19 protein-coding genes, 1 tRNA gene, 2 pseudogenes and 1 other annotated feature are annotated in these 22,739 nt (G+C 59.9%); of the genes and pseudogenes, 14 read left to right on the top strand and 8 right to left on the bottom strand.

All coding sequences use genetic code 11. The features are described 5' to 3' along the window. Positions 1–82 precede the first annotated feature (82 nt). The gene (locus tag MOE34_RS18250) at positions 83–1,498 is read left to right on the top strand and encodes a lipopolysaccharide biosynthesis protein (protein ID WP_242218955.1); all 1,416 of its coding nucleotides are present in this window, start codon (positions 83–85) and stop codon (positions 1,496–1,498) included. Continuing rightward, positions 1,488–2,759: a GNAT family N-acetyltransferase gene (locus MOE34_RS18245; protein ID WP_242218954.1), complete on the top strand. Its 1,272-nt coding sequence runs from the start codon at positions 1,488–1,490 to the stop codon at positions 2,757–2,759. Before MOE34_RS18250 ends, MOE34_RS18245 begins: the two co-directional genes overlap by 11 nt. Positions 2,760–2,947: 188 nt before the next feature. Here the strand turns inward: MOE34_RS18245 and MOE34_RS18240 are convergent, their stop codons facing one another. Both MOE34_RS18240 and MOE34_RS18235 read right to left on the bottom strand, forming a co-directional pair. Further along, the gene (locus tag MOE34_RS18240) at positions 2,948–4,591 is read right to left on the bottom strand and encodes an AMP-binding protein (RefSeq protein ID WP_242218952.1); all 1,644 of its coding nucleotides are present in this window, start codon (positions 4,589–4,591) and stop codon (positions 2,948–2,950) included. 69 nt (positions 4,592–4,660) lie between these two features. After that, positions 4,661–4,924 (bottom strand): BON domain-containing protein, encoded by a 264-nt coding sequence (locus MOE34_RS18235; protein WP_242218951.1) that lies wholly within the window; start codon positions 4,922–4,924, stop codon positions 4,661–4,663. 386 nt (positions 4,925–5,310) lie between these two features. On the opposite strand from MOE34_RS18235, the gene MOE34_RS18230 reads away from it, so the two are divergent. From MOE34_RS18230 to MOE34_RS18185, 10 genes are all read left to right on the top strand, one after another. Further along, a tRNA-Gln gene (locus MOE34_RS18230) sits at positions 5,311–5,385 on the top strand. A gap of 161 nt (positions 5,386–5,546) precedes the next feature. Then, entirely contained in the window at positions 5,547–7,100 is a 1,554-nt protein-coding gene (locus MOE34_RS18225) for a type I restriction-modification system subunit M (protein WP_242218949.1), read from the top strand. Further along, positions 7,093–8,112, top strand: a complete 1,020-nt coding sequence (locus MOE34_RS18220) for a restriction endonuclease subunit S (RefSeq protein ID WP_242218947.1) — start codon at positions 7,093–7,095, stop codon at positions 8,110–8,112. Before MOE34_RS18225 ends, MOE34_RS18220 begins: the two co-directional genes overlap by 8 nt. Positions 8,113–8,210: 98 nt before the next feature. Continuing rightward, positions 8,211–9,407, top strand: a complete 1,197-nt coding sequence (locus MOE34_RS18215) for an IS256 family transposase (RefSeq protein WP_024899827.1) — start codon at positions 8,211–8,213, stop codon at positions 9,405–9,407. 194 nt (positions 9,408–9,601) lie between these two features. After that, positions 9,602–9,874, top strand: coding sequence for a hypothetical protein (locus tag MOE34_RS18210; RefSeq protein ID WP_242218945.1), 273 nt, complete (start codon positions 9,602–9,604; stop codon positions 9,872–9,874). After that, positions 9,871–10,278 (top strand): hypothetical protein, encoded by a 408-nt coding sequence (locus MOE34_RS18205; RefSeq protein ID WP_242218943.1) that lies wholly within the window; start codon positions 9,871–9,873, stop codon positions 10,276–10,278. Before MOE34_RS18210 ends, MOE34_RS18205 begins: the two co-directional genes overlap by 4 nt. A gap of 52 nt (positions 10,279–10,330) precedes the next feature. Further along, entirely contained in the window at positions 10,331–10,831 is a 501-nt protein-coding gene (locus MOE34_RS18200) for a hypothetical protein (protein WP_242218942.1), read from the top strand. Next, positions 10,828–14,025, top strand: coding sequence for a type I restriction endonuclease subunit R (locus MOE34_RS18195; RefSeq protein ID WP_242218940.1), 3,198 nt, complete (start codon positions 10,828–10,830; stop codon positions 14,023–14,025). Before MOE34_RS18200 ends, MOE34_RS18195 begins: the two co-directional genes overlap by 4 nt. A gap of 41 nt (positions 14,026–14,066) precedes the next feature. Next, a complete protein-coding gene (locus MOE34_RS18190) occupies positions 14,067–14,591 on the top strand; it encodes a hypothetical protein (protein WP_242218938.1) in 525 nt (174 codons plus the stop codon). Positions 14,592–14,781: 190 nt separating this feature from the next. After that, positions 14,782–16,013, top strand: a protein-coding gene (locus MOE34_RS18185; RefSeq protein WP_129567183.1) for an IS3 family transposase whose coding sequence is annotated in 2 segments (ribosomal slippage) — positions 14,782–15,073 and positions 15,073–16,013 — 1,233 coding nt in all. Because the reading frame shifts where the segments join, the coding sequence is not laid out codon by codon here. Continuing rightward, positions 15,066–15,182, top strand: a sequence feature (AL1L pseudoknot). Its footprint overlaps the gene before it by 117 nt. A gap of 48 nt (positions 16,014–16,061) precedes the next feature. Here MOE34_RS18185 and MOE34_RS18180 read toward each other — a convergent pair. The 3 genes and pseudogenes from MOE34_RS18180 to MOE34_RS18170 all read right to left on the bottom strand — a co-directional run. After that, positions 16,062–16,499: pseudogene (locus MOE34_RS18180) on the bottom strand (recombinase family protein); the annotation flags it as partial. A 42-nt stretch (positions 16,500–16,541) separates the two neighbouring features. Further along, the gene (locus MOE34_RS18175; protein ID WP_160788268.1) at positions 16,542–17,753 is read right to left on the bottom strand and encodes an IS256 family transposase; all 1,212 of its coding nucleotides are present in this window, start codon (positions 17,751–17,753) and stop codon (positions 16,542–16,544) included. Positions 17,754–17,908: 155 nt separating this feature from the next. After that, positions 17,909–18,013, bottom strand: a pseudogene (locus MOE34_RS18170) (recombinase family protein); the annotation flags it as partial. A gap of 178 nt (positions 18,014–18,191) precedes the next feature. Here MOE34_RS18170 and MOE34_RS18165 point away from each other — a divergent pair. After that, complete coding sequence (locus MOE34_RS18165) at positions 18,192–18,716, top strand: hypothetical protein (protein ID WP_242218936.1); 525 nt, start codon at positions 18,192–18,194, stop codon at positions 18,714–18,716. 400 nt (positions 18,717–19,116) lie between these two features. Here the strand turns inward: MOE34_RS18165 and MOE34_RS18160 are convergent, their stop codons facing one another. Continuing rightward, on the bottom strand, positions 19,117–19,776 hold the full coding sequence (locus tag MOE34_RS18160; RefSeq protein ID WP_242218935.1) for a hypothetical protein: 660 nt from the start codon (positions 19,774–19,776) through the stop codon (positions 19,117–19,119). Then, a complete protein-coding gene (locus tag MOE34_RS18155) occupies positions 19,773–20,144 on the bottom strand; it encodes a hypothetical protein (RefSeq protein WP_242218933.1) in 372 nt (123 codons plus the stop codon). The genes MOE34_RS18160 and MOE34_RS18155 overlap by 4 nt, the downstream gene beginning before the upstream one ends. A gap of 900 nt (positions 20,145–21,044) precedes the next feature. Between MOE34_RS18155 and MOE34_RS18150 the strand changes: the two genes are divergently transcribed. Then, positions 21,045–22,241: an IS256 family transposase gene (locus MOE34_RS18150; protein WP_024899827.1), complete on the top strand. Its 1,197-nt coding sequence runs from the start codon at positions 21,045–21,047 to the stop codon at positions 22,239–22,241. Here MOE34_RS18150 and MOE34_RS18145 read toward each other — a convergent pair. Then, on the bottom strand, positions 22,219–22,689 hold the full coding sequence (locus MOE34_RS18145) for a transposase (RefSeq protein WP_242218931.1): 471 nt from the start codon (positions 22,687–22,689) through the stop codon (positions 22,219–22,221). The genes MOE34_RS18150 and MOE34_RS18145 overlap by 23 nt on opposite strands. Positions 22,690–22,739 lie beyond the last annotated feature (50 nt).

The raw sequence follows: 22,739 nt of genomic DNA, 5'->3' as shown, positions 1-22,739 counted from the left end.
AGTCCATCCAACCGTTTGTTAACCCTGATCTGACAAGACTGGCGCTCGTTCAGTCCTGCGTAGCGTTCGGGTTCCTGTGTTCATGGCGGTCATACAGTCGGCGGAGAGGTTGCTGCCCGCGGGCCTGCGCGGCAAGGCGGAACCGTTCCTGCGCGCGCTCGCCAGCGACGATCCGCGCAATCGCGCGCAGCGCATGGCGCTCGTCACCTTCGCCATCCGCGTCGTCAGCGCGGCCATCGCCTTCCTTTCGCAGATCGTTCTCGCCCGCATGATGGGGGAGTTCGAGTATGGCGTCTTCGTCTTCGCCTGGGCGCTCGTCGTCATCTGCGGCGACCTGTCCTGCCTCGGCTTTCACACCACCGTCGTTCGCTTCCTGCCGGATTATGCCGGGCGAAACGCCCATGCGGAAATCCGCGGCCTCATTTCCACGGCGCGCGTCTTCGCCATGCTGTCCTCCACGGTGCTGGCGGCGGCCGGCTTCCTCTGCCTCTGGCTTTTCCATGGGGCCTTCTCCGACTACTATGTCATACCGCTGTTCATCGGCCTCTTCTGCATGCCGATGATCGCGCTCGGCGACGTGCTGGACAGCACCGCCCGCGCCCATAGCTGGGCGCTCGTGGCGCTCAGCCCCACCTATATCATCCGCCCTCTGCTGATCCTCGTCTTCATGGTTCTGGCGATGTGGCTGGATGAGCCGCATACGGCGCAGACCGCGATGGTCGCGGCGCTGGCCGCCACCTATCTGACCACCGTCGTGCAGTTCATCAATATCGTGCGACGGCTCGGCACGCGCTATGTTCCGGGGCCTCGAAAGGTTGAAATCTCCCTCTGGATCAAGGCGGCGCTGCCGATCTTCCTCATCGAGGGGTTCAGCTTCCTGCTGACCAATTCGGATGTGCTGGTCGTCGGCATCTTCCTCGATCCGGAGAGCGTCGCGATCTATTTCGCGGCGGCCAAGACCATGGCGCTGGTGCATTTCGTCTTCTTCTCGGTGAAGGCGGCGGCTGCTCCGCGCTTTTCGGCCCTGTTCGCCTCCGGCGACCGGGCGGCGCTGGCGCGCTTTGCCGGCGAGACGGTGCGCTGGAGCTTCTGGCCGTCGCTTGCCGTCGGGCTTGCCGTGCTGGCGCTCGGCCATGTCCTCCTGTCGCTGTTCGGCCCGGCCTTCACGGCCGGCCACAGCCTGATGGCGATCCTTCTGGCCGGCATTCTCGCCAAGGCGCTGGTCGGCCCCGGCGAGGTGCTGCTCACCATGGCCGGGGAACAGCGGTTCTGCGTCGCCGTCTATGCCGTGGCGCTCGCCGCCAACATCCTCTTCAACGTCACGCTCATTCCGCTCTTCGGCTTGACGGGCGCCGCCATCGCCACGGCCAGCGCCATGGTCGTGGAGGCGGTGCTCCTGCATATCGCGGTGCGCGGCAAGCTCTCTATCATTCTCTTCGCCTTCGCCAATCCGGTGACGGCAAGCCTTACCAACGGGATGGACCACCATGACCGATAGCCACGGCTTCGACCATGCGCTTGCGGGCGGGCGCGCCCAGGCCGCTATCCCGCCGGCAGCCCCGCTGGCGCAGCCGCCGGCCGACCAGCGCATCGCCACCGGCAAGCCGGGCCGCTCGCTCGCCCTCTATCCGGCGACGGCCGGCTACGAGCTGCAGCAGGAGCTGGACTTCCTGTCGAACCGCGTCATGGAGCCGAACGTGTTCTTCACCGGCCGGTTCCTTGCGCCCGCCATGCCGCGGCTCGAGGACCGCACAGTGCGCCTTGCCGTCATCCGCGACGAGGCAGCGGGGCGCAGCCGCCTTCGCTTCCTGATGCCGTTCTCCATTGAAAAGCCGGGTTTTTCCATCGGCTCCAGCATCCTGCGCGTCTGGTCGAATCCCTTCGGCCCGCTCGGCACGCCGCTCGTCGACGCCGAGGACGCCGCCGAAACGCTCGACAACCTGCTGGATGTGCTGGGTGGCGGGAGCGCCGGCCTGCCGCCGATCCTCGTCCTGCCCGATCTTCGCCTCGACGGTCCCTTCGCGCAGTTGATCCGCGCCGTCGCGATCGGCCGCAACCTTCCCGTCACGGTCACCGACACCTATCGCCGGCCGATGCTGGAAAGCCTGCTCGACGGCCAGACCTATCTCCAGCACGCCATATCGCCGGAGCATTTCCGAGAGCTGCGCCGCCAGTGGCGAAAGCTCGATCAGCTCGGCATGCTCAGCTACAACGTCGCCCGCCAGCCGGCCGATATCCGCTTGCGCATGGAGGAGTTCCTGCTGCTGGAGGCCTCCGGCTGGAAGGGCCGCGGCCGCACGGCGATGATCAACGACCGCTACCGCGCCGCCTTCGCCCGCGAGGCGATCACCAATCTGGCCGAGACCGACGGCGTGCGCATCCACACGCTCGATCTCGACGGCCGCGCCATCGCCTCCATGGTCGTCTTCCTGACGGGCGGCGAGGCCTATACGTGGAAGACGGCCTTCGACGAGGAGTTCGCGAAATATTCGCCGGGCAAGCTGCTCCTGGCGGAGCTGACCGAATGGCATCTCGACGACGCCAATATCGTCCGGTCCGATTCCTGCGCCGTGCCGGACCATCCGGTGATGAGCCGCTTCTGGGAAGAGCGCGAGGACATGGGCACGCTGGTCATCGGCCTGCAGCAGAACCGCGACCGCGACGTGCGGCAGGTGGCGACGCAGCTCCATCTCTATCGCAACACCCGCAATGTGGCGCGGCTGCTGCGCGAAAAAATCCGCTCACTGGCGCGGCGCTAGAGTTTGTCAGGTTCATTCTGAACCTGACAAACTCTAGATTCCCTTGTTTCCGTTTGTCTTATCGGGAAAACCGGGCTCCACTTTTCCCTGACAAACTCTAGCCAATCCCTGACAAACTCTAGCCAAGAGCATTTCCAGCCGAAGCGGGATCGCTTCGGCGCTGGATCATGCTGTTGGAACGAAATGCCCTATGCCGCGAAGGAGGCCTCTTCCGCCGCCCGCTTGCGCAGCAGGTGGCGGATGACCTTGCCGGAGGTCGTCAGCGGCAGGGAATCGACGAAATCCACCTCGCGCGGATATTCGTGCATGGAGAGCCGGGACTTCACCCAGTCGCGAATGTCGCGCGCCAGCGCCGGAGAGGGCGCATGGCCCGGGCGCAGCATCACATAGGCCTTGACGATTTCCGTGCGCACCGGATCCGGCTTGCCGACGGCGGCGGCGAGCTGCACGGCGGGATGCCCGGCAAGGCAGTCCTCGATCTCGCTGGGGCCGATCCGGTAGCCGGACGAGGTGATCACGTCATCGTCGCGGCCGAAGAAGGTGACGTAGCCCTCCTCGTCCATGCGGCCGAGATCGCCCGTCGTCATCCAGTCGCCGATGAATTTCTCCGCCGTCGCCTTCTCGTTCAGCCAGTAGCCGAGAAACATGACGGGGTCGGGACGCTTCACCGCGACCTGCCCAACGGTGCCGCGCGGCAGCTCCCGGCCCTCGGCATCGATGATCGCGATCACATGGCCCGGCACCGCCTTGCCGATCGGCCCCGGCCGCGAGACGCCGAGCTTGCCGATGGAGCCGAGCACGATGTTGCACTCGGTCTGCCCGTAGAATTCGTTGATGGTGATGCCGAGCGTATCGCGCACCCATTCCCAGGTTTCCCGGCCGAGCGATTCGCCGGCCGAGCCGATGGTGCGCAGGTTCAGCCGGTATTTTTCCCGCGGCTTCTCGACCGTCTTCATCAGCCGCAGGGCTGTCGGCGGGATGAAGGCGTTGCGCACGTCCATGTCCTGCATGATGCGATAGGCCATGTCGGGGTCGAATTTCTGGCCGGGCGAGGAGACGACGGGCACGCCGAGCAGCAGCGCCGGCAGCAGCACATTGAGCAGTCCGCCCGCCCAGGCCCAGTCCGACGGCGTCCAGATGCGGTCGCCCGGCTGCGGCAGGAATTCGTGATGCATCTGGAAGCCCGGCACATGGCCGAGCAGCACCCGATGGCCGTGCAGCGCGCCCTTTGGCGGGCCGGTCGTGCCGGACGTGTATATCATCATGGCCGGATCGTCCGGTCCGCTGTCCACCGCCTCGAAGGGACCGGCATGCCGGGACACCAGCTCCTGGAAGCCCTTGGCCTCCACGCCGTCCGCCGGCTCGGTGGAAATCACGAGGTCGAGCGTCGGAAGCTCCGCGCGAATCGAGGCCAGCCGCGTCAGGCCGAAGCCGTTGGTGACGATGGCCTTCGCCCCGGCATTCTTCAGGCGGTAGAGCAGGGCATCCGCGCCGAAGAGCAGGGCCAGCGGCAGCGCGATGGCGCCGAGCTTGTAGATCGCGACATGGGCGACGACCGTCTCGAAACCCTGCGGCAGCAGGATTGCGACGCGGTCGCCTTTCGTGACGCCTTCCGCCTTGAGCGCGGCGGCAAAGGCATCCGAGCGGGCGGTTAGAGCGCCATAGGTCATGGAAAGCGGCGGGGCATCTGGCAGGAAATGCTGGAGGCAGACCCGATCCGGCTCCTGCGCCGCCCAGGCGGTCGAGACGGCGGTGCCGATATTGAAGCGTTCGGGAATTTGCCAGTGAAAATCCCGGTACAGCGCGTCATAGGTCGGTCTTGCGGCAAGCATCCGGCATCACTCCAGTTTGCTGCACCGCAACTAGCATTCTGGAGGGGTAGGGGCAATGGTGGCTTTTTGCTAGAGCCAGGTGAGCCGGCTGTCGACCTCGCTCACATCCTTGAGCGAAGCAGCCACCGCCACCGCCCGCCCGGCCTCATCGGCAGAACCGACGCTGCCGGACAGCAGGATACGTGTTCCAACGCAGGTCACGGCGATATCGGACGCATCCACATCGCCCGCCATGGAGAGCGCATCGGCGACCGCCGTTTCCAGCCGTGCGGGATGCGGCCCATCGAAATGCTCGGGCAGCTCGCCCTTGAAGGTGCCTTCCTTGAAGACCATGACGCGCTCCTTCCGCTTGGCTTTGCAGGTCTAACGCGAGCCTTGCGGTTGTTTGCAGCGGCCGGCGCATGCTGTTTCTGGAAGAGAAATCCCCCGACATGGTTGAGACCCAAGAGCGTGCACATCGCTCTCGGGTCCCCCTCACAAACGCATCCGGGGGTGTTTGCAGTTGCATTCCTGAAATGCGGTGCTGCAAAATTTGTTCCCGCTAAAAAGCAAAATTTTACGAGGGTCGTATCGACACGAAGCCCGTCCCCAGGGGACAGCCTCCAGCATTGGACGTATACGGCCGACCGAAGTATGTTGCATCCAATATCGGCCCTTGCTAGAGCAATCTCGAAGATTCGCTTTGAGGTGCCGAGGCATCGCTGAGCGATCTGGCTCGGTGGGGCGTCGCCAAGCGGTAAGGCACCGGTTTTTGGTACCGGCATTCCCAGGTTCGAATCCTGGCGCCCCAGCCACCGCTCTAAAGTCAATATAAATCAATGGCTTGGATGTCTCTTTGGCTGACCAGTAGTACACGTCAGTAGTACACAGTGGGTGGACAACTGAGGCTTGCGTTTTATCTTTTACTCCTCTTATCCGGCTGCTATCGTCGCTCCAATGATTTGGGAGCGCATGCGTGGCAAAAGAGAATAATGGTGACCTCGGCTTTACCGTCGAGCTTTTTAAGGCAGCGGACAAGCTCAGGGGCAATCTGGAGCCGTCCGAATACAAGCATGTGGCGCTCGGCCTGATCTTCCTGAAATACATCTCCGATGCCTTCGATGGCCTTCACGCCAAGCTGGAAGCAGACGAATATGCCGATGCGGAAGACCCGGAGGAATATCTTGCGGAAAATGTCTTCTGGGTACCGAAGGAGGCCCGCTGGGGCCACCTTCAGGCCAATGCCAAGCGGCCGGAGATTGGCAAGCTGATCGATGAGGCAATGGAGGCGATCGAGCGCTTTCCGTCGAATGAGGGCCTGAAGGGCGTTTTGCCGAAGAACTACGCCCGCCCGACGCTGAACAAGACCATGCTCGGCGAGTTGATCGACCTCTTCTCCAACATCGGCCTGCATGACAGCAAAGATACGGCGAAGGACCTGCTGGGCCGGGTCTACGAATATTTCCTCTCCGGTTTCGCCGGCTCAGAAGGCAAGCGCGGCGGCGAGTTCTTCACACCCCGTTCCGTTGTGCGCACCCTGGTCGAAATCCTGGAGCCATACAAGGGACGCGTCTATGACCCTTGCTGCGGTTCGGGCGGCATGTTCGTGCAGTCGGAAAAGTTCATCGAGGAGCATGGCGGGCGGCGCAATGACATTGCCGTCTATGGCCAGGAGATCAACCACACCACCTGGCGTCTGGCCAAGATGAACCTCGCCGTGCAGGGAATCGATGCCGATATCCGCTGGAACAACGAGGGCAGTTTTCACCGTGATGAACTGCCGGACCTTAAGGCCGATTTCATTCTCGCTAACCCGCCCTTCAACATTTCCGATTGGGGCGGCGAGCGGCTGGCGGAAGATGCCCGCTGGAAGTTCGGCATTCCGCCCAAGGGCAATGCAAACTTCGGCTGGCTGCAGCATATCATCCACCACCTTGCCCCCCGTGGCACGGCTGGGGTGGTGCTGGCCAATGGCTCCATGTCCTCGCAGCAGTCCGGCGAAGGCGATATCCGCAAGGCAATGATCGAGGCGGATCAGGTGGATTGCATGGTGGCTCTGCCAGGCCAACTTTTCTATTCCACCCAGATTCCTGCCTGCCTCTGGATATTGGCCCGCGACAAAAGCGCCAATGGCCACCGCGACCGACGCGGCGAAATCCTCTTCATCGATGCCCGCAAGCTGGGCTTCATGGTAGACCGTGTGCGCCGCGAGTTTACGGCAGAGGATGTCGAGAAGATTGCGGGCACCTATCATCGCTGGCGCTCGAAGCCGGAAACACGGACTAACAACGGTTGGCCGGACTATGCGGACGAGCCGGGTTTCTGCAAATCAGCAAGTCTTGAGGAGGTGCGTGGCCACGGTCATGTACTCACGCCGGGGCGCTATGTGGGTGCGGCGGATGCCGAAGATGATGGCGTGTCATTTGCCGAGAAATTTGATGGATTGAGAGAGGCGCTGCTGGCTCAGTTCGAGGAAGGGCGGCGATTGGAATCGCAGATCGAAGCCAACTTGGTGCGCCTCAATGACTAAATTCGTCTTGTTGCAAGATCTCTTGGAATACACCCGCGATGGGGAGTGGGGAAAAGGTGAAGCCGGCAACGGATTGGTGGAAATGGCCGTAATCCGTGGCACAGATTTCGCGGCGGTCCGTTTTAACAACTTCTCCTCCGTTCCCACGCGGTACATTCCTGCAAGCGTGGCAGCCAGGAAGAAGTTGCAGCCGGGCGATATCCTGCTTGAGACTGCGGGCGGAACCAAGGACCAACCAACAGGACGGTCTGTCTTCCTGTCAGATAGACATTTTTCTCAAATCGACGTCCCGCTGACCTGCGCCAGCTTTAGCCGGTTCCTTCGTGTCAAAAGGGACTTGGTCAGTCCACGGTATTTGTTCTGGTACCTTCAATCAATTTACGAAAATCGGGAGATGCTCCCGTATCACATCCAACATACTGGTGTGGCTCGATTTCAGTACACGGATTTCGCATCTCAGTGGCGAGTTCCCATTCCGAGCCTTGGTTATCAAAATGCCATCGCTGACATCCTCGGCTCTCTGGACGACAAGATCGAACTAAATCGGTGTATGAACGAGACGCTCGAGGCGTTGGCACAAGCGATCTTCCGCGACTGGTTCGTGGATTTCGGCCCTACCCGCCGCAAGCTGGGAGGCGCAACCGATCCCCTGACCATCATGGGCGGCCTCGTGCAGGACACCGAATGTGCACAAGCCCTTGCAGATCTGTTCCCGGCTGCTCTTGGGGATGATGGGCTGCCGGAGGGGTGGGCACATCGACCGTTTGGAAGCCTTTTATCAGACACCATTGGAGGGGACTGGGGCAAAGACACCTCTGAAGGTGAAAACGCCCACCCTGTAGCGATAATTCGCGGAACAGATTTTCCCGAAATAGAAGCTGGAGGTGTGGGCAAGGTGCCAACTCGCTACACTACAGTCAAGAAAGCAGTACGACGGAAGCTCCTCCCCTCAGACATACTGATTGAGGTCTCAGGAGGCAGCCCTACGCAACCCACCGGACGCTCAATCTGATCGTGTCCCTGGAGGTGGTGTAGCAGGGTAGCGGCGGTCACCAGTGTTTTTCCGGTAGGGTCGGGTTGTTGAAGACCAACCTGATGGAAAGATCACCGATGACCGACGACATGATGAACCTGCGCTCACTCGTTGAGAAGAGTGCCGACGCCGATTTGCTGCGCGAGATGATCGGCTTTGCTGCCGAGAAGCTGATGGCGCTGGAGGTCGGCACGAAGACCGGCGCGGGCTACGGCGAGAAGAATGAGTTCCGACTTGCCCAACGTAACGGCTATCGCGACCGGGATTGGGAGACACGTGCTGGCACCGTCGAGCTGCGCATTCCGAAGCTTCGCACAGGCAGCTATTTCCCGAGTTTCCTTGAGCCGCGCCGGATGGCTGAGAAGGCTCTGACGGCGGTGATCCAGGAAGCCTATATCCAGGGCGTTTCGACTCGCTCCGTCGACGACCTGGTCAAGGCCATGGGCATGTCGGGCATCTCCAAGAGCCAGGTGTCTCGGTTGTGCGAAGAGATCGATGACAAGGTGAAGGCCTTCCTCGACAGACCCATCGAAGGGGAATGGCCCTATCTGTGGATCGATGCCACCTACCTCAAGGTTCGTCGCGGCGGCCGCATCGTCTCCGTTGCCGTCATCATCGCCGTGGGTGTGAACACCGACGGTCGACGCGAGGTGCTTGGGATGGAGATCGGCACATCCGAGGCTGAGCCAATCTGGACAGAATTCCTGCGCAAGCTGACCAGGCGAGGCCTGCGCGGAGTGAAGCTCGCGGTCTCCGATGCCCATGAAGGGATCAAGGCCGCTGTCTCCAAGGTTCTATCGGCTACCTGGCAGAGGTGCAGGGTTCACTTCATGAGAAATGCGCTGGCCCATGCCGGAAAGAGCGGCCGACGAGTGGTCTCCGCCTTCATCGCCACGGCCTTCGCCCAGGATACGCCGGAGACCGCAAGCACTCAGTGGCGCAACGTCGCCGACCAGATCAGGCAGAAAGTGCCGAAGCTCGCCCAACTCATGGACACCGCTGAAGAAGACGTGCTCGCCTATATGACCTTTCCCAGGCAGCACTGGACCAAGCTTCACAGCACCAATCCCATCGAGCGCCTCAATGGCGAGATCAAGCGGCGCACCGAGGTCGTCGGCATCTTCCCCAACGATGGCGCCATCGTCCGCCTCGTCGGCGCACTGCTGCTTGAACAGAACGACGAATGGGCCGTCCAGCGGTCCCGATACATGACCCTTGAGACCATCGCCACAATGAGCGATGATCCGCTCATCAGCCTGCCAGCGGCAAGCTGACACGTTCCCGGCTCTGTCCGGAAGGCACGGCGAGCGCCGAAGCTACACCACGCTGCGGGACACGATCCTCAATCTTCATAACCCAGTCGGTACTCGACCGTTTCAATAGCGATGTCGTGTGCGCGAGTTTTTGTCGCCGATTTCGGGCGATCAGCCACGACTCTGCGGTTCTGGCATTCGAACATCTCCGGAATTTGTACTCTGAAGGCGGGACCTGGGAGTACCAAAACCAGAGCACAGGGATTTCGAATTTCCAGACGACGCATTTTCTCGAAGCAGAAAAGGTCGTGTTCCCCGGTGAAAAGTTGATGGAACACTTTGCATCGCTTTCTGGACCAATGATCGAGGCCAGGTATCGCAATGAAAGCATGACCCTCGCCGCTACACGCGATCTCCTCCTCCCCAGGTTGATGTCAGGCGAAATCCGCCTGTCTGAAGCCGAAGACTTGGTGGAGGGGGTGCAGTGAGCACTGAAAGTGACCTGATCAAAGACCACGCGGTTGACTGGCTGGATCGCGAGGCGGTGGTTCATCGCAAGGGGCATCAGAATGTCCAGGCGCGGCGCTACGTTCTGACGCGAGCGGGCGAGCAGAGTATCGAGATCATGATCATCGTAAAGGGAACGCATCTCCAGCTCTGGTGCGAAACAGGCGCAATCGACCGTATGACGGGTGCATCGCTGGGCGGCGAATTCCGTCACGGCAGCGAGACCTACCAGCCGGACAAAAACGGCAAGATCCAGTACGGGAGACATTCTGGGTTGAAGGTGATGGACAAACTGCATCGGGGAGATGCCTGGCGCTTTGTGCCGAAGACGATCGGCGAGCTTGATCGAATTCTCGATGTGGTGACCGGACGCACGGTGACCTGAGCGCCTGAATTGCACCGATATGGGGGTATTTGCCGTGCACATTGATCGCCGAATGTCCGAAGCTGAGGGCGCGTTGTCTGTTGCCGCAGAGAATACGCTCAATGAAGACTTTACGATGAAAGTGCCTGAAGGCACTACGGGAGGCTATGACCTGCCTGAGGCAGCCCAGTCGGCTGTGTTCCGGCTAGCGGAGGAGATCAAGCAGCGAGCCGCAAGGCGATTGGCTTATCGACTTCAGCGCGTCTCGGCGTCCGGTTGCTATGGAGATAGCTACCATCACCGAAGTCTCTGGGATGAGTTTCGTCATGAGCAGAATTGCGGCCCATACTTTGGGGGAGACGTATGGGGTGATGTCCTGGAGGGTCTGCTGCGAGCCGAAGTGGAGCGTCTGACGCCGGGTGAATTCGAAGTCGTCTGGCTCGCATCCCTGCCGAACGTAGAAGATCTGAAGACTGCGACGCGCAGCCGGGCTGACGTATGCGAGGAATTTCGTTCTGCCCTGGCGGAGCTCGCTTCAGGAAGAGGCCTTGAGCGCTTTGGGGGGTGGTCATGACGGATGATGTTTTCTACAGCCAGGCCGAGGCGAAAGGCGCAAGCGCCGGCTTCTCCGAAGGTCTTGTCGAGGAGGCTGTTCTCGCAACCTTCAAAGACCTTGGCTACCTCTATCAGCCCTCGCAGGTCATCTCCCCCGATGGCTCTGCTCCCGCCCGTCTGGCTTATGGCGATGTGCTGCTATTGCAGGTGCTGGCCGCTGCCGTTGAGCGCTTGAACCCGAACATTCCGCCGGACGCCCGCGATCAGGCGATCCGCCAGCTTTCCATAAGCGAAACGCCGTCTCTGGTGGAGGAAAACCGCCGCATCCACCGTCTGATCACCGAGGGCGTCGATGTCGAATTCGGTATTGGCGATGGTCAGGTGAAGGGTGACAAGCTGTGGCTGATCGACTTTGATCACCCGGAGGCTAACGACTTCTGGGTGACCAACCAATTCACCGTGGCCGAGGGCAAATACACCAGACGCCCCGATGTTATGGTCTTCGTCAACGGCTTGCCGCTCGGCATCATCGAGCTGAAGAATGCAGGCAGCGAGGCGGCGACGATCGACCACGCCTTCCAGCAGCTCCAAACTTACAAGGCCCAGATACCATCGCTCTTTCGCACCAATGCCGTGATGATTGCCTCTGACGGCATGTTGGCCCGCATCGGCTCGCTGACAGCGGACGAGGAGCGCTTCATGCCCTGGCGCTCGGTGACCGGGGCAGACGGCGATTTCACGCCGCACGGTCCCTATGAAATGGACACGCTGCTACGGGGTGTCTTCGACAAGGAACGGTTCCTGGCCCTCATCCGCGACTTCATCGTGTTCGGGGATCAGGGAGCCGGAGCCTTCAAGATCATCGGCGGCTACCACCAGTTCCACGGCGCCCGCAAGGCGATTACCAGCGCGATCGAGGCGGTAAAGCCGGACGGTAACCGCAAGATAGGTGTGATCTGGCACACTCAGGGTTCAGGCAAGAGCTTCTTGATGGCATTCCTGGGCGGCTTGATTGTCCGATCGCGTGAGCTGGAAAATCCCACGCTGATCGTGCTTACAGATCGCAACGACCTCGATGATCAGCTCTTCGGCACCTTCAGTCTTTGCAAGGATTTGATCCGTCAGACGCCCGAACAGGCCAACGGCCGGGATGATTTGCGGCGGCTTTTGAACCGGGCATCGGGTGGGGTGATTTTCACCACGGTGCAGAAATTCACGCCTGAAGCGGGCGAGGAACGCTTCCCGATGCTGACGGATCGCCGCAATGTCATCGTCATGGCGGACGAGGCTCACCGTAGCCAATATGGGTTCGACTCCAAGCTGGACAAGGAAACCGGCAAGCGGCGCTACGGGTACGCTCACTATATCCGCGAGGCGCTGCCTAAGGCCTCCTTCATTGGCTTCACCGGGACCCCAATCGAGGGGGACGACGTCAACACGCCCGCGATCTTCGGCGAGTACATCGACATCTACGACATCAGCAGGGCGGTCGAGGACAAGGCGACGGTCCCGATCTATTACGAGAGCCGCTTGGCCCGCATCGAGTTGAACGAGGACGAGAAGCCGAAGATCGATGCTGAGATCGAGGCTATGCTCGAAGACGACACGCTGAGTGAGCAGGAGAAGCAGAAGGCCAAGTGGACGACCGTCGAGCGGTTGGTGGGCTCGAAGAAGCGCCTCACCCAGATCGCTGCCGATCTTGTCGTACACCTCGAAAAGCGCGTTGAAGGCCTGCCTGGCAAGGCGATGGCGGTTTGCATGAGCCGCCGCATATGCGTCGACCTCTACAACGAGATCGTGGCACTTCGGCCCGAATGGCATTCGGACGATGACGACAAGGGTGCGATCAAGATCGTCATGACCGGTTCGGCGCCAGACCCCCTCGAATGGCAGCCGCATATCGGCAACAAAAGGCGGCGCGACGATCTCGCCAAGCGAGCCCGAAAGCTCGACGATCCGCTTAAGCTGGTGATAGTGCGTGACATGTGGCTCACCGGCTTCGATGCGCCATGCATGCACACAATGTACATCGACAAGCCGATGCACGGCCACGGCCTGATGCAGGCAATCGCTCGCGTTAATCGCGTCTTCAAGGACAAGCCGGGTGGGTTAATCGTCGACTACATCGGCATCGCCCAGAACTTGAAGAAGGCGTTGGCACAGTACTCGCAGTCCGACCGTGACAAAACCGGCATCGACGAGGAGGCAGCCGTGGCCGTGCTTCTGGAGAAGTACGAGATCGTGCGCGCTATGTTCAACGCCCATGACTACAGCCTCGGAATGTCGGGCACACCACAGCAGCGTTTGAAGGCGTTGGCTGATGGAATCGACTGGATACTGAAGGGGCAGGAGAGGGAGGCCGCGAAGGTTGAGGGTATCGAGGCGAAGAAAAAGGCGCACCGCCGCTACCAAGATTCTGTGCTTGAGCTGAGCAAGGCTTATGCGCTGGCATCAGCAAGCGATGCAGCGGCGGAAATTCGCGACGAGGTTGGCTTCTTCCAGGCGGTGCGTGCCGCGCTGGTGAAGACCACCGCAACCGGCAAGATGTCGGACAAGGCCAAGTCGCTCGCTGTCGAGCAGCTCCTTAATCAGGCCGTCGCCAACGCCGAGATCGTCGATATTCTGAAAGCTGCCGGACTGCAGTCTCCCGACATCTCGGTTCTTTCGGACGAGTTCCTTGCTGATGTTCAGCGCATGGAGAAGAAGAACCTTGCGCTTGAAGCTCTGAAGAAGCTGCTGAATGGCGAAATCAGAAGCCGCTCGCAATCCAACGTCGTTCAGTCGAAAGCCTTCTCCAAGCGACTGGAAGATGCGGTGGCACGTTACCACGCCAACGCGATCTCCACGGTCGAGATGATCCAGGAGCTAATCGCGCTTGCTAAGGAGATGCAGGTTGCAGTTGCGCGCGGGGAAGAACTGGGACTTTCGCCGGAGGAGATCGCTTTCTATGACGCGCTCGCAGCCAATGACAGCGCCGTTGAGGCCATGGGCAGTGAGCAGCTTCGCGTGATCGCCCATGAGCTTGTCCAGCAGATGCGCAACTCAGCGACGGTCGACTGGCATCACAAGTCAAGCGCTCGAGCCAAGATGCGGGTGCTGGTCAAGCGCGTCCTCAAGAAGTTCGGCTATCCACCCGATCTGGAGCAGGAGGCGGTTCAGACCGTGCTGGCACAGGCGGAGCTGTTGTTGAGGGAGGTGGCTGGGCCGCACTGATGATCCGATAGTGCAACGGTAAATGATTGGAGGAGGGTGAAATGAACATCAATGTCAGTAAGTGGCTCGTTTCACGCGCCCGTGGCTATGACAACCTAGACCCAAGCGAGGTCCAAGCGATCGAACAGTTCTCGCTCGTTTGGACCTACTTCGAGAATGTGATCTGCAACCGAAACGCTAACCTGACTACCATAAGGGCGGCCGTTGACAAGCTTCAGCATAGCGACAACGGCATTGAGGCGAAGGCTTTTGAGCCAGCGTTGACGTACTTCAGCGAGCGGTATTTTCCAGGTGGGCAGCAAGACGGGAGATTTGATGGTCTAAGATGGAGAAACGGAGGCGAAGCTGCTGCGAAGGCCCTGGCGGTTGAAGTGCTGACGGGCAAGGCAATGGCTCCGAGCGACCAGCTCACAGCCCTGCTTTTCATCACATATCGACTTCGTAACAACCTATTTCACGGTGAGAAATGGGCCTATGGAATCAGGGATCAAAAGGCCAACTTCATCAGCGCAACGCACACTCTGATTAACGTGATCGAACAGTTTGAAGCTGCCGGCCTACGCTAGCTCAGAAAAGACATTATCGGGGAGTGAGAAAGCCGGCTGACCAACTAAGGGGAGGCCGACGAAGCTGTGCGCTTCGACAATCGTGACAATGTCGAGCGAGAACATCCGGTTGCCTTAACAATGCTGCTCCAGCTCTGCCTTGAACCGCACCGGGTTTGCCGGAGACCCCAACTTGTGAGAAGTAGGGTCTATGACAAGCAAGACGACGAACAAGTTTTCTCCCGAAGTGCGCGCCCGCGCCGTTCGAATGGTTGTCGAGCATGAAGCAGAGCATCCTTCGCGGTGGGCGGCCGTGTCTTCCATAGCTGCCAAGATCGGCTGCTCGGCGCATACGCTCAATGAATGGGTGAAGAAGGCTGAGGTGGACAGCGGCAAGCGAGCTGGCCTGCCGAGTGACGTCGCCGAGAAGATGAAGGCTCTGGAGCGGGAGAACCGCGAGCTTCGTCAGGCCAACGAGATTTTGCGCAAAGCCTCTGCGTATTTTGCGATGGCGGAGCTCGACCGCCCAATGAAGCGATGATTTCCTTCATCGACGAACACCGCTCGGTGCTCGGGGTCGAGCCGATCTGCAGGCTGCTGCCGATTGCCCCGTCCACCTATTATGAAGTCGTCGCCAAGCGCACGGACGTGGGTCGCCTATCGGCCCGCGCCCGGCGCGATATGGCTATGAAAGTCGAGATACGCCGGGTGTTCAACGAGAACTTCCAGGTCTATGGCGTGCGGAAAGTGTGGCGACAGTTGCAGCGAGAAGGCTTCGATATCGCTCGCTGCACCGTCGCAAGGCTCATGAGAATGATGGGTCTTCAAGGCATCATTCGTGGCAAGCCGATCAAAACCACTGTATCGGACAAGTCTGCCCCGTGTCCGCTCGACCGCGTCAATCGCCACTTCAAGGCTCCCGCGCCGAACATGCTGTGGTTATCCGATTTCACCTATGTCGCGACCTGGCAGGGCTTCGTTTACGTGGCCTTCGTGATCGATGCCTTTGCCCGACGTATCGTCGGTTGGCGGGCAAGCCGGACTGCCCATGCGGGCTTTGTCCTCGATGCTCTGGAGCAGGCACTTCATGATCGGCGGCCCGTCAAACGGGGCGGGCTGGTTCATCATTCCGACCGCGGCTCGCAATACGTGTCGATTCGCTATTCTGAGCGGCTGGCGGAGGCGGGCATCGAGCCGTCTGTCGGGAGCGTCGGTGATTCCTATGACAACGCTCTCGCCGAAACGATCAACGGCCTTTACAAAGCCGAGGTCATCCATCGCCGGGGACCATGGCGCAACTTCGAAGCCGTGGAGTTCGCCACACTCGAATGGGTGGACTGGTTCAACAACCGACGCCTTCTGGAGCCCATCGGCAACATACCGCCAGCCGAGGCAGAAGAACGATACCATGCCATGCTGGACGCGCCAGCCATGGCCGCATAACTTAAACCAAACGGTCTCCGGTAAACTCGGCGCGGTTCACCTGTTGGCAAGCATCTGCATGATTGCTTCATTGCGATCGATGTCTTCCGGGCGCCCTCTATAGATTCCTTCAGACTTTGCCTTGGCGATGCCCTGTGCTTGCCGTCTCCTGCGATCCTCATAGTCCTTGCGGGCGATGGCCGCGAGCATGTCGAGCATCATCCCATTAATTGCATCGAGCATGCGGCTTTGAATGTCGTCCTTGTCAGCGGTGGCCATCATCCAAGAGGTCGGCAGGTCTAGGGCCACCACCTTCACCCGACGCGCAGTTATCTCTCCCTTCAGTCGTTCCCAGTCGGCAGCATTGAGACGGCTGAGACGGTCGACCTGTTCCACGAGAAGGACATCTCCGGGGTGACAGTCGGCAAGCAGCCTGAACAGCTCGGGACGAGCTAGAGATGCGCCACTCTCGTTCTCGACATACGAGGCAGCGATCGATAGCGTCCGTCAAGTTGGTGTAATTTCGGGTGTAGGACCGGGCCGTCATGATCAGGCGGCTCTGGGTGTAATCTGAAGTGTAGTTTCCTCTTCGATTGTTGGTGGGTTTAGCTCGGCCATTGCCTCGACCTGCATGTATCGGCTCAGGAGCTGCCATTCGTCGTTGGCTTCGAGCAGAACCGCGCCGATGAGGCGAACGATGCTGTCCTCGTTGGGGAAGATGCCGACGACATCGGCACGGCGCTTGACCTCCTTGTTGAGGCGTTCGAGTGGATTCGTTGAATGTAATTTCGTGCGGTGCTGGGCGGGGAAGGCCATGTAGGCCAGCACGTCGGCTTCGGCATTGTCCATGAAGGTACCGAGCTTGGGCCATCTGGCGCGGAGCTGGTCGGCGACATGCCGCCAGGTCTGCACGGCATTGTCATGGTCGGGCTGGATGAAAGCCTGACGGATCGCGGCGGCGACCATGGTGTGCTGGCCCTTGGGAACGTAGGCCAGCGCATTGCGTGTCGCATGAACACGGCAGCGCTGCCATGTCGCGCTGAGGATACGGGTAATGGCCGCTTTCAGCCCTTCATGGGCATCGGAGATGACCAGCTTGACGCCGGTGAGGCCTCGGCGGACCAGATCACGCAGGAAGCTCGTCCAGAACGGCTCGGCTTCGGAGGGGCCGATGTGCAGGCCGACAATCTCCCTCTTCCCGTCCGTGTTGACCGCCACCGCGATTATCGCCGCCACCGACACGATGCGACCGCCCTCACGCACCTTCAGATAGGTGGCGTCGAGCCAGAGGTATGGCCAGTCACCGGAAAGGGGGCGCTTGAGGAAGGCGTTCACCCGCTCGTCGATATCCTTGCACAGCTTGGAGACGGAGGATTTGGAGATGCCGGTCATGCCCATGGCCTGCACCAGCTCATCGACCTTGCGCGTCGAGACGCCGTTGATCCACGCCTCCTGGATCACGGCCACCAGCGCCTTCTCCACCATCTTCCTCGGCTCCAGAAAGCCGGGAAAGTAGGCTCCCTGTCGCATCTTCGGTATCTTCAGGTTCAGCGTGCCGAGCCGGGTGTCGAGCGAGCGGTCGCGGTAGCCGTTGCGCCATGTCTGGCGGCTGTCGCCACGTTCATAGCGCCCAGCGCCGATCAGGCCATCAACATCGGCTTCCATGATCAGTTGCAGCACGCTTTCGGCAATCGTGCGCAGAAAATCGCTATCGCCACTCTTCGCGGCAAGCTCGGAAAGAGCTAATCTGTCGTCGGTCATCGGGGTTCCTTTCGGCTGGTTGAAGCTTTGCAACTCCACCTTCTCCGACAGGCCCGGTGCCCACCTTGCGCTCAACGAATTCGGCAGCTCATTCTCCACCGCCGTTTCCACCTCAATGCGCCTCCGAAATTACACCACGTGCGCGGACGCTACCCAGCGATCTTCAAGCCTCGCTCGGCAGCGAAACGGAATAGGTCTTCCCTTGCGCGGCTGGCATCTTGGCTCTTGGTGCTGGCTCGCAGATAGGCGCGGACATACATGATAGACCACCTTGGTTCGTTTAGGCTGGTTCTTATATCAATGGTTCGATATGAGTTGTCAATTGGGTATTATCGAACCAGTTTGAGGCAGTTCTTTTGATCTGTACTCAAATGGAATCATGCATGTGGGCGTAGCTTGTGATACCGAGAGCGCGGGCCATGATTGGGGAACTGTCGAATGGAAATGGTTGGCACTCTGGAGCATTGTCGCCAAAAACTTTGGGATGATGTGCAACGACTGGCCGAGGCAACAAGGAGGTTCTCGGCGAGCGCGCTGCATTCAATTGACCAGGCGGTGCCAATCCTTGCTGACTACAGGAAGGAAATCTACGAGGACTTGAACCAAATTCAGCACGAGTACGCTCTCGTCAGGGCCATGGAATGGTTCAACGCCCATCGACCAGACCTCGGAGGTCTTGTCTGGTACTGGAACCCAAGGGCTGGTGGGGCGAAAGACGAGCCGGATTTACGTGGGGCGGACTTGCATGGCGTGCGGATATCAGCCGAAGTGACCACATCGCCACATGCGATAGGCGTGCTTCACAGCCGCATGGTAAGAACCCTTGCAAAGCTTTCATTCATGGAGGGAGAGCGCTTCTATTTTGTTGTCGGGACAAGAATGGAACGACAGGCGCAAAACAGCGTCGAGAAGAAGGGTTACAGCATCTCTGTCGTTAATCTTGCAGGACTGCGCGCCCCCTAATCCCCAGCACCTGACCGCTGCGGCGCTTTCGTCTCCAACTTCAAGCCCAAGACTTGCTGATGGGGGGGCAGAGGGGGAACCTGGCGGAGCCTTCTATCTGATCTGGGGTCAGAGATGCGCGATGTAAACATTTCGGGGTGGTTGGTGATGACCAGCCCTCTTACGGAGCAGCGTCTGGATAACACAACGGTTCTCACATGGAGTGCATTGGGGGGCCGCCCGCAAGAGGGATGGAGGGACCGCTATTTGCGGTTACGCGGTGGTGGGCATTTAGAGGCGTTGTAGATTGCGGAGGCTGAGACACCGGCCAAACGCCCAAGGTCCATTTAGGCCGATACGCCATAGGCGAGAATGACTGGCGGGAGTGGTCACTCTGGGACCGGAAAGACGGGCGCAGCGATCACGCTTCGATAGTCATTTTTCGTGGTGTTGTACTCTTCCGTATAGGCCCAGGCGACACAAGTACTACGGCTTGGCTTCGAACTGGGCCATCGAAACGATTGGCCTTCAGGGCTTTTGCCTCCCGCAACTGGTTAGACCGGATTGATATAAACCGGCTCACCAACTGCTGAGTGACATCAAGAACGCTGCCTATCTGCTCCTGCGTCAGACCGGGGAGGAAATCAGCCAGCCAGCAGAGCTTCATCTGGACCGTCATTTCCTTGCGACCATAAGCAGCTTCGAAGTCAGCGAGAGCAGCCTTGGCCTCGGCCACTGGTCCGCTGAAGGTCTCCCGTTCAATGGCGGTGACCGCACCTTGCCAGCGTTCCTTGATCCATTGGACGGCCTCAGGTCCGACCACATCGAAGGGGAACTTGTCGGTCTTGCGGTGAAGGCGTTTGCCCCAGCCGCGTTGAACGACCCAGTCAGCAATGCGGTGGCGACTGTCGCGGCCACCTCCCTCGACTTGCAGGAAGTCCAGATGACGAAGGACAGTCGTGGCCCGCCTCCGACCGAGACCAAAGAGTGTTGCGAGTTCAGTGATGGTGATCCAATCACCCTTGTCGACCGAGACCAGTTCGCCGGTCTTCCGGTCCAACATCTCCTCGACATAGATCATTCTGCCGCCCCTGCCACGAAGGTGGAAGATAAGAACGGCTGATAAGGCACGATGCGGGGACCGTGTGCGGCACCCTCGGCGACCGTGAGTTTCGCTGCCCTGCTGATGTCGGGGATTACCATGCGCGGAAATGGCCGCTCATCGTCCCAGACCTCAAGACGGCCCGAGAGACCGAGAGCGACCAGACGGCGGCAAGCATCGGCGGTAGGGTTGCGGGTCTTGGTGATGAGGGTCTTTGCTTCGAGGGAGACCGAGTAATTCTGCCCGCGCTTGTCGAGGTGGACGGGCTTGATGACGATTTTCGTAGTCGAGATAGCTGAAGGCATAGCTTCGCCATCCTCCCGACCGGGGGAAGTTTCGTTGTGCATGGATTTCTCTAATGGCTGTGCTGGTGACGATGTGGCGGGGTGGCGAATTAGACCGGCCCTCTCGTCAGCAGGACCACGAGGCTAAGCCAAGCAGTTGCAAAAAGAGGACCGAGGGTCACCACACCCATGAGAACGGGCCAGCCATGACGATGATGGCGGACCACTGCACTCTCAGATGTCGAGCGTCCGTCGAAAGGGACTGTGCGGGATGGGATGGTTTTCTCGTTCCCGGAAAGGGTACCTCAGGGGAGACGTGAAGGGAGACTATAAGTGCATAAGGGTTCTTTCATTAATATCATATCTATGAAGAACAAATAGAGATCATCCTGATTTCATCAGTCATCCTCTGTTTCCAGTTCATTCTCGATATTGGTCTTCTCCTCTCTCCTTAAGGGCGGGGTAATTTAGGGTTGATCTTTCTCTTGTCGAATACAACCTTCCTCTTTCTCTTCCCCTTAAGTGGGTGGCAATTCGAGATTGTGATTTCTGGTCTTCACACGCGAGGTCTTCCGAAGGCGGGGTCTGAGGTGTCAATACCTCCGGGATGATGCTTACAAACGGCAAGCCAGCCTTGGCCTCGAAGAAGAAGTCGGTGACGCTTTCCCCTTGCAGCACGATTTCATGCAGTAAGCTACAGATGAAGAAATCCGAGAAGGCTTCCCCTTATTCTCGAATTTCCGATAGCAAGGCGTCGACGAAAAAGTCCGAGAGGTTTCCCCTTGCTGCACAATTTCGTGCATCAAGGCGTCGATCTCCATGGGCTGAAAATTCAGCCCAGAGGTGGGAGCTATACTGCGGAAGATCGTGTCCCTGGAGGTGGTGTAGCAGGGTAGCGGCGGTCACCAGTGTTTTTCCGGTAGGGTCGGGTTGTTGAAGACCAACCTGATGGAAAGATCACCGATGACCGACGACATGATGAACCTGCGCTCACTCGTTGAGAAGAGTGCCGACGCCGATTTGCTGCGCGAGATGATCGGCTTTGCTGCCGAGAAGCTGATGGCGCTGGAGGTCGGCACGAAGACCGGCGCGGGCTACGGCGAGAAGAATGAGTTCCGACTTGCCCAACGTAACGGCTATCGCGACCGGGATTGGGAGACACGTGCTGGCACCGTCGAGCTGCGCATTCCGAAGCTTCGCACAGGCAGCTATTTCCCGAGTTTCCTTGAGCCGCGCCGGATGGCTGAGAAGGCTCTGACGGCGGTGATCCAGGAAGCCTATATCCAGGGCGTTTCGACTCGCTCCGTCGACGACCTGGTCAAGGCCATGGGCATGTCGGGCATCTCCAAGAGCCAGGTGTCTCGGTTGTGCGAAGAGATCGATGACAAGGTGAAGGCCTTCCTCGACAGACCCATCGAAGGGGAATGGCCCTATCTGTGGATCGATGCCACCTACCTCAAGGTTCGTCGCGGCGGCCGCATCGTCTCCGTTGCCGTCATCATCGCCGTGGGTGTGAACACCGACGGTCGACGCGAGGTGCTTGGGATGGAGATCGGCACATCCGAGGCTGAGCCAATCTGGACAGAATTCCTGCGCAAGCTGACCAGGCGAGGCCTGCGCGGAGTGAAGCTCGCGGTCTCCGATGCCCATGAAGGGATCAAGGCCGCTGTCTCCAAGGTTCTATCGGCTACCTGGCAGAGGTGCAGGGTTCACTTCATGAGAAATGCGCTGGCCCATGCCGGAAAGAGCGGCCGACGAGTGGTCTCCGCCTTCATCGCCACGGCCTTCGCCCAGGATACGCCGGAGACCGCAAGCACTCAGTGGCGCAACGTCGCCGACCAGATCAGGCAGAAAGTGCCGAAGCTCGCCCAACTCATGGACACCGCTGAAGAAGACGTGCTCGCCTATATGACCTTTCCCAGGCAGCACTGGACCAAGCTTCACAGCACCAATCCCATCGAGCGCCTCAATGGCGAGATCAAGCGGCGCACCGAGGTCGTCGGCATCTTCCCCAACGATGGCGCCATCGTCCGCCTCGTCGGCGCACTGCTGCTTGAACAGAACGACGAATGGGCCGTCCAGCGGTCCCGATACATGACCCTTGAGACCATCGCCACAATGAGCGATGATCCGCTCATCAGCCTGCCAGCGGCAAGCTGACACGTTCCCGGCTCTGTCCGGAAGGCACGGCGAGCGCCGAAGCTACACCACGCTGCGGGACACGATCGATAATTCCCGCCAACTGATCCGGATCAATATCCCCGCGCACCCGCACAACGACATCACCCAGAACGATCTCTACGGTCGCGCTGCCGTCCGTTTCAAAGCGCGCGAACTTCATCGGCTCGCTTTCCGACATGGTTCGACCGCCCAATGGCACCGTCAATGGCGCCATCGCCCCCGAGGAAAGGGCCTTCCTGCGCCATGCGTAGAGTTGCGACACGTCCAGTTCATAGGCGCGCGCAACCTCCGCCACCGTCCCTCCCGGCGAAAACGCTTCCGCCACAAGCCGCGCTTTCTCGTCATCAGACCAATGCCGCGGCGAACGTCGCGACGGCGTCGCCGTCAAAACTTCGAATGTCCGAACCTGATTCACCTTGTCGCTCATATGACTCTCCGCATGATTCATGCAGAAAATGAGCTTCCGAGCACAAACGC

Source organism: Shinella zoogloeoides, from assembly GCF_022682305.1.
In the GTDB taxonomy this organism is placed as follows: domain Bacteria; phylum Pseudomonadota; class Alphaproteobacteria; order Rhizobiales; family Rhizobiaceae; genus Shinella; species Shinella zoogloeoides_B.
The sequence above is the reverse complement of the archived record's forward strand: the minus strand, read 5'-3'. Positions and strand labels throughout refer to the sequence as shown.

Coding starts and splice junctions, on each gene's coding strand:
- MOE34_RS18175 (WP_160788268.1), bottom strand. CDS start 17,753: ATGACCGACGACAGATTAGCTCTTTCCGAGCTTGCCGCGAAGAGTGGC.
- MOE34_RS18155 (WP_242218933.1), bottom strand. CDS start 20,144: ATGCACAACGAAACTTCCCCCGGTCGGGAGGATGGCGAAGCTATGCCT.
- MOE34_RS18245 (WP_242218954.1), top strand. CDS start 1,488: ATGACCGATAGCCACGGCTTCGACCATGCGCTTGCGGGCGGGCGCGCC.
- MOE34_RS18250 (WP_242218955.1), top strand. CDS start 83: ATGGCGGTCATACAGTCGGCGGAGAGGTTGCTGCCCGCGGGCCTGCGC.
- MOE34_RS18220 (WP_242218947.1), top strand. CDS start 7,093: ATGACTAAATTCGTCTTGTTGCAAGATCTCTTGGAATACACCCGCGAT.
- MOE34_RS18145 (WP_242218931.1), bottom strand. CDS start 22,689: ATGAGCGACAAGGTGAATCAGGTTCGGACATTCGAAGTTTTGACGGCG.
- MOE34_RS18165 (WP_242218936.1), top strand. CDS start 18,192: ATGGAAATGGTTGGCACTCTGGAGCATTGTCGCCAAAAACTTTGGGAT.
- MOE34_RS18160 (WP_242218935.1), bottom strand. CDS start 19,776: ATGATCTATGTCGAGGAGATGTTGGACCGGAAGACCGGCGAACTGGTC.
- MOE34_RS18235 (WP_242218951.1), bottom strand. CDS start 4,924: ATGGTCTTCAAGGAAGGCACCTTCAAGGGCGAGCTGCCCGAGCATTTC.
- MOE34_RS18190 (WP_242218938.1), top strand. CDS start 14,067: ATGAACATCAATGTCAGTAAGTGGCTCGTTTCACGCGCCCGTGGCTAT.
- MOE34_RS18150 (WP_024899827.1), top strand. CDS start 21,045: ATGACCGACGACATGATGAACCTGCGCTCACTCGTTGAGAAGAGTGCC.
- MOE34_RS18200 (WP_242218942.1), top strand. CDS start 10,331: ATGTCCGAAGCTGAGGGCGCGTTGTCTGTTGCCGCAGAGAATACGCTC.
- MOE34_RS18240 (WP_242218952.1), bottom strand. CDS start 4,591: ATGCTTGCCGCAAGACCGACCTATGACGCGCTGTACCGGGATTTTCAC.
- MOE34_RS18215 (WP_024899827.1), top strand. CDS start 8,211: ATGACCGACGACATGATGAACCTGCGCTCACTCGTTGAGAAGAGTGCC.
- MOE34_RS18195 (WP_242218940.1), top strand. CDS start 10,828: ATGACGGATGATGTTTTCTACAGCCAGGCCGAGGCGAAAGGCGCAAGC.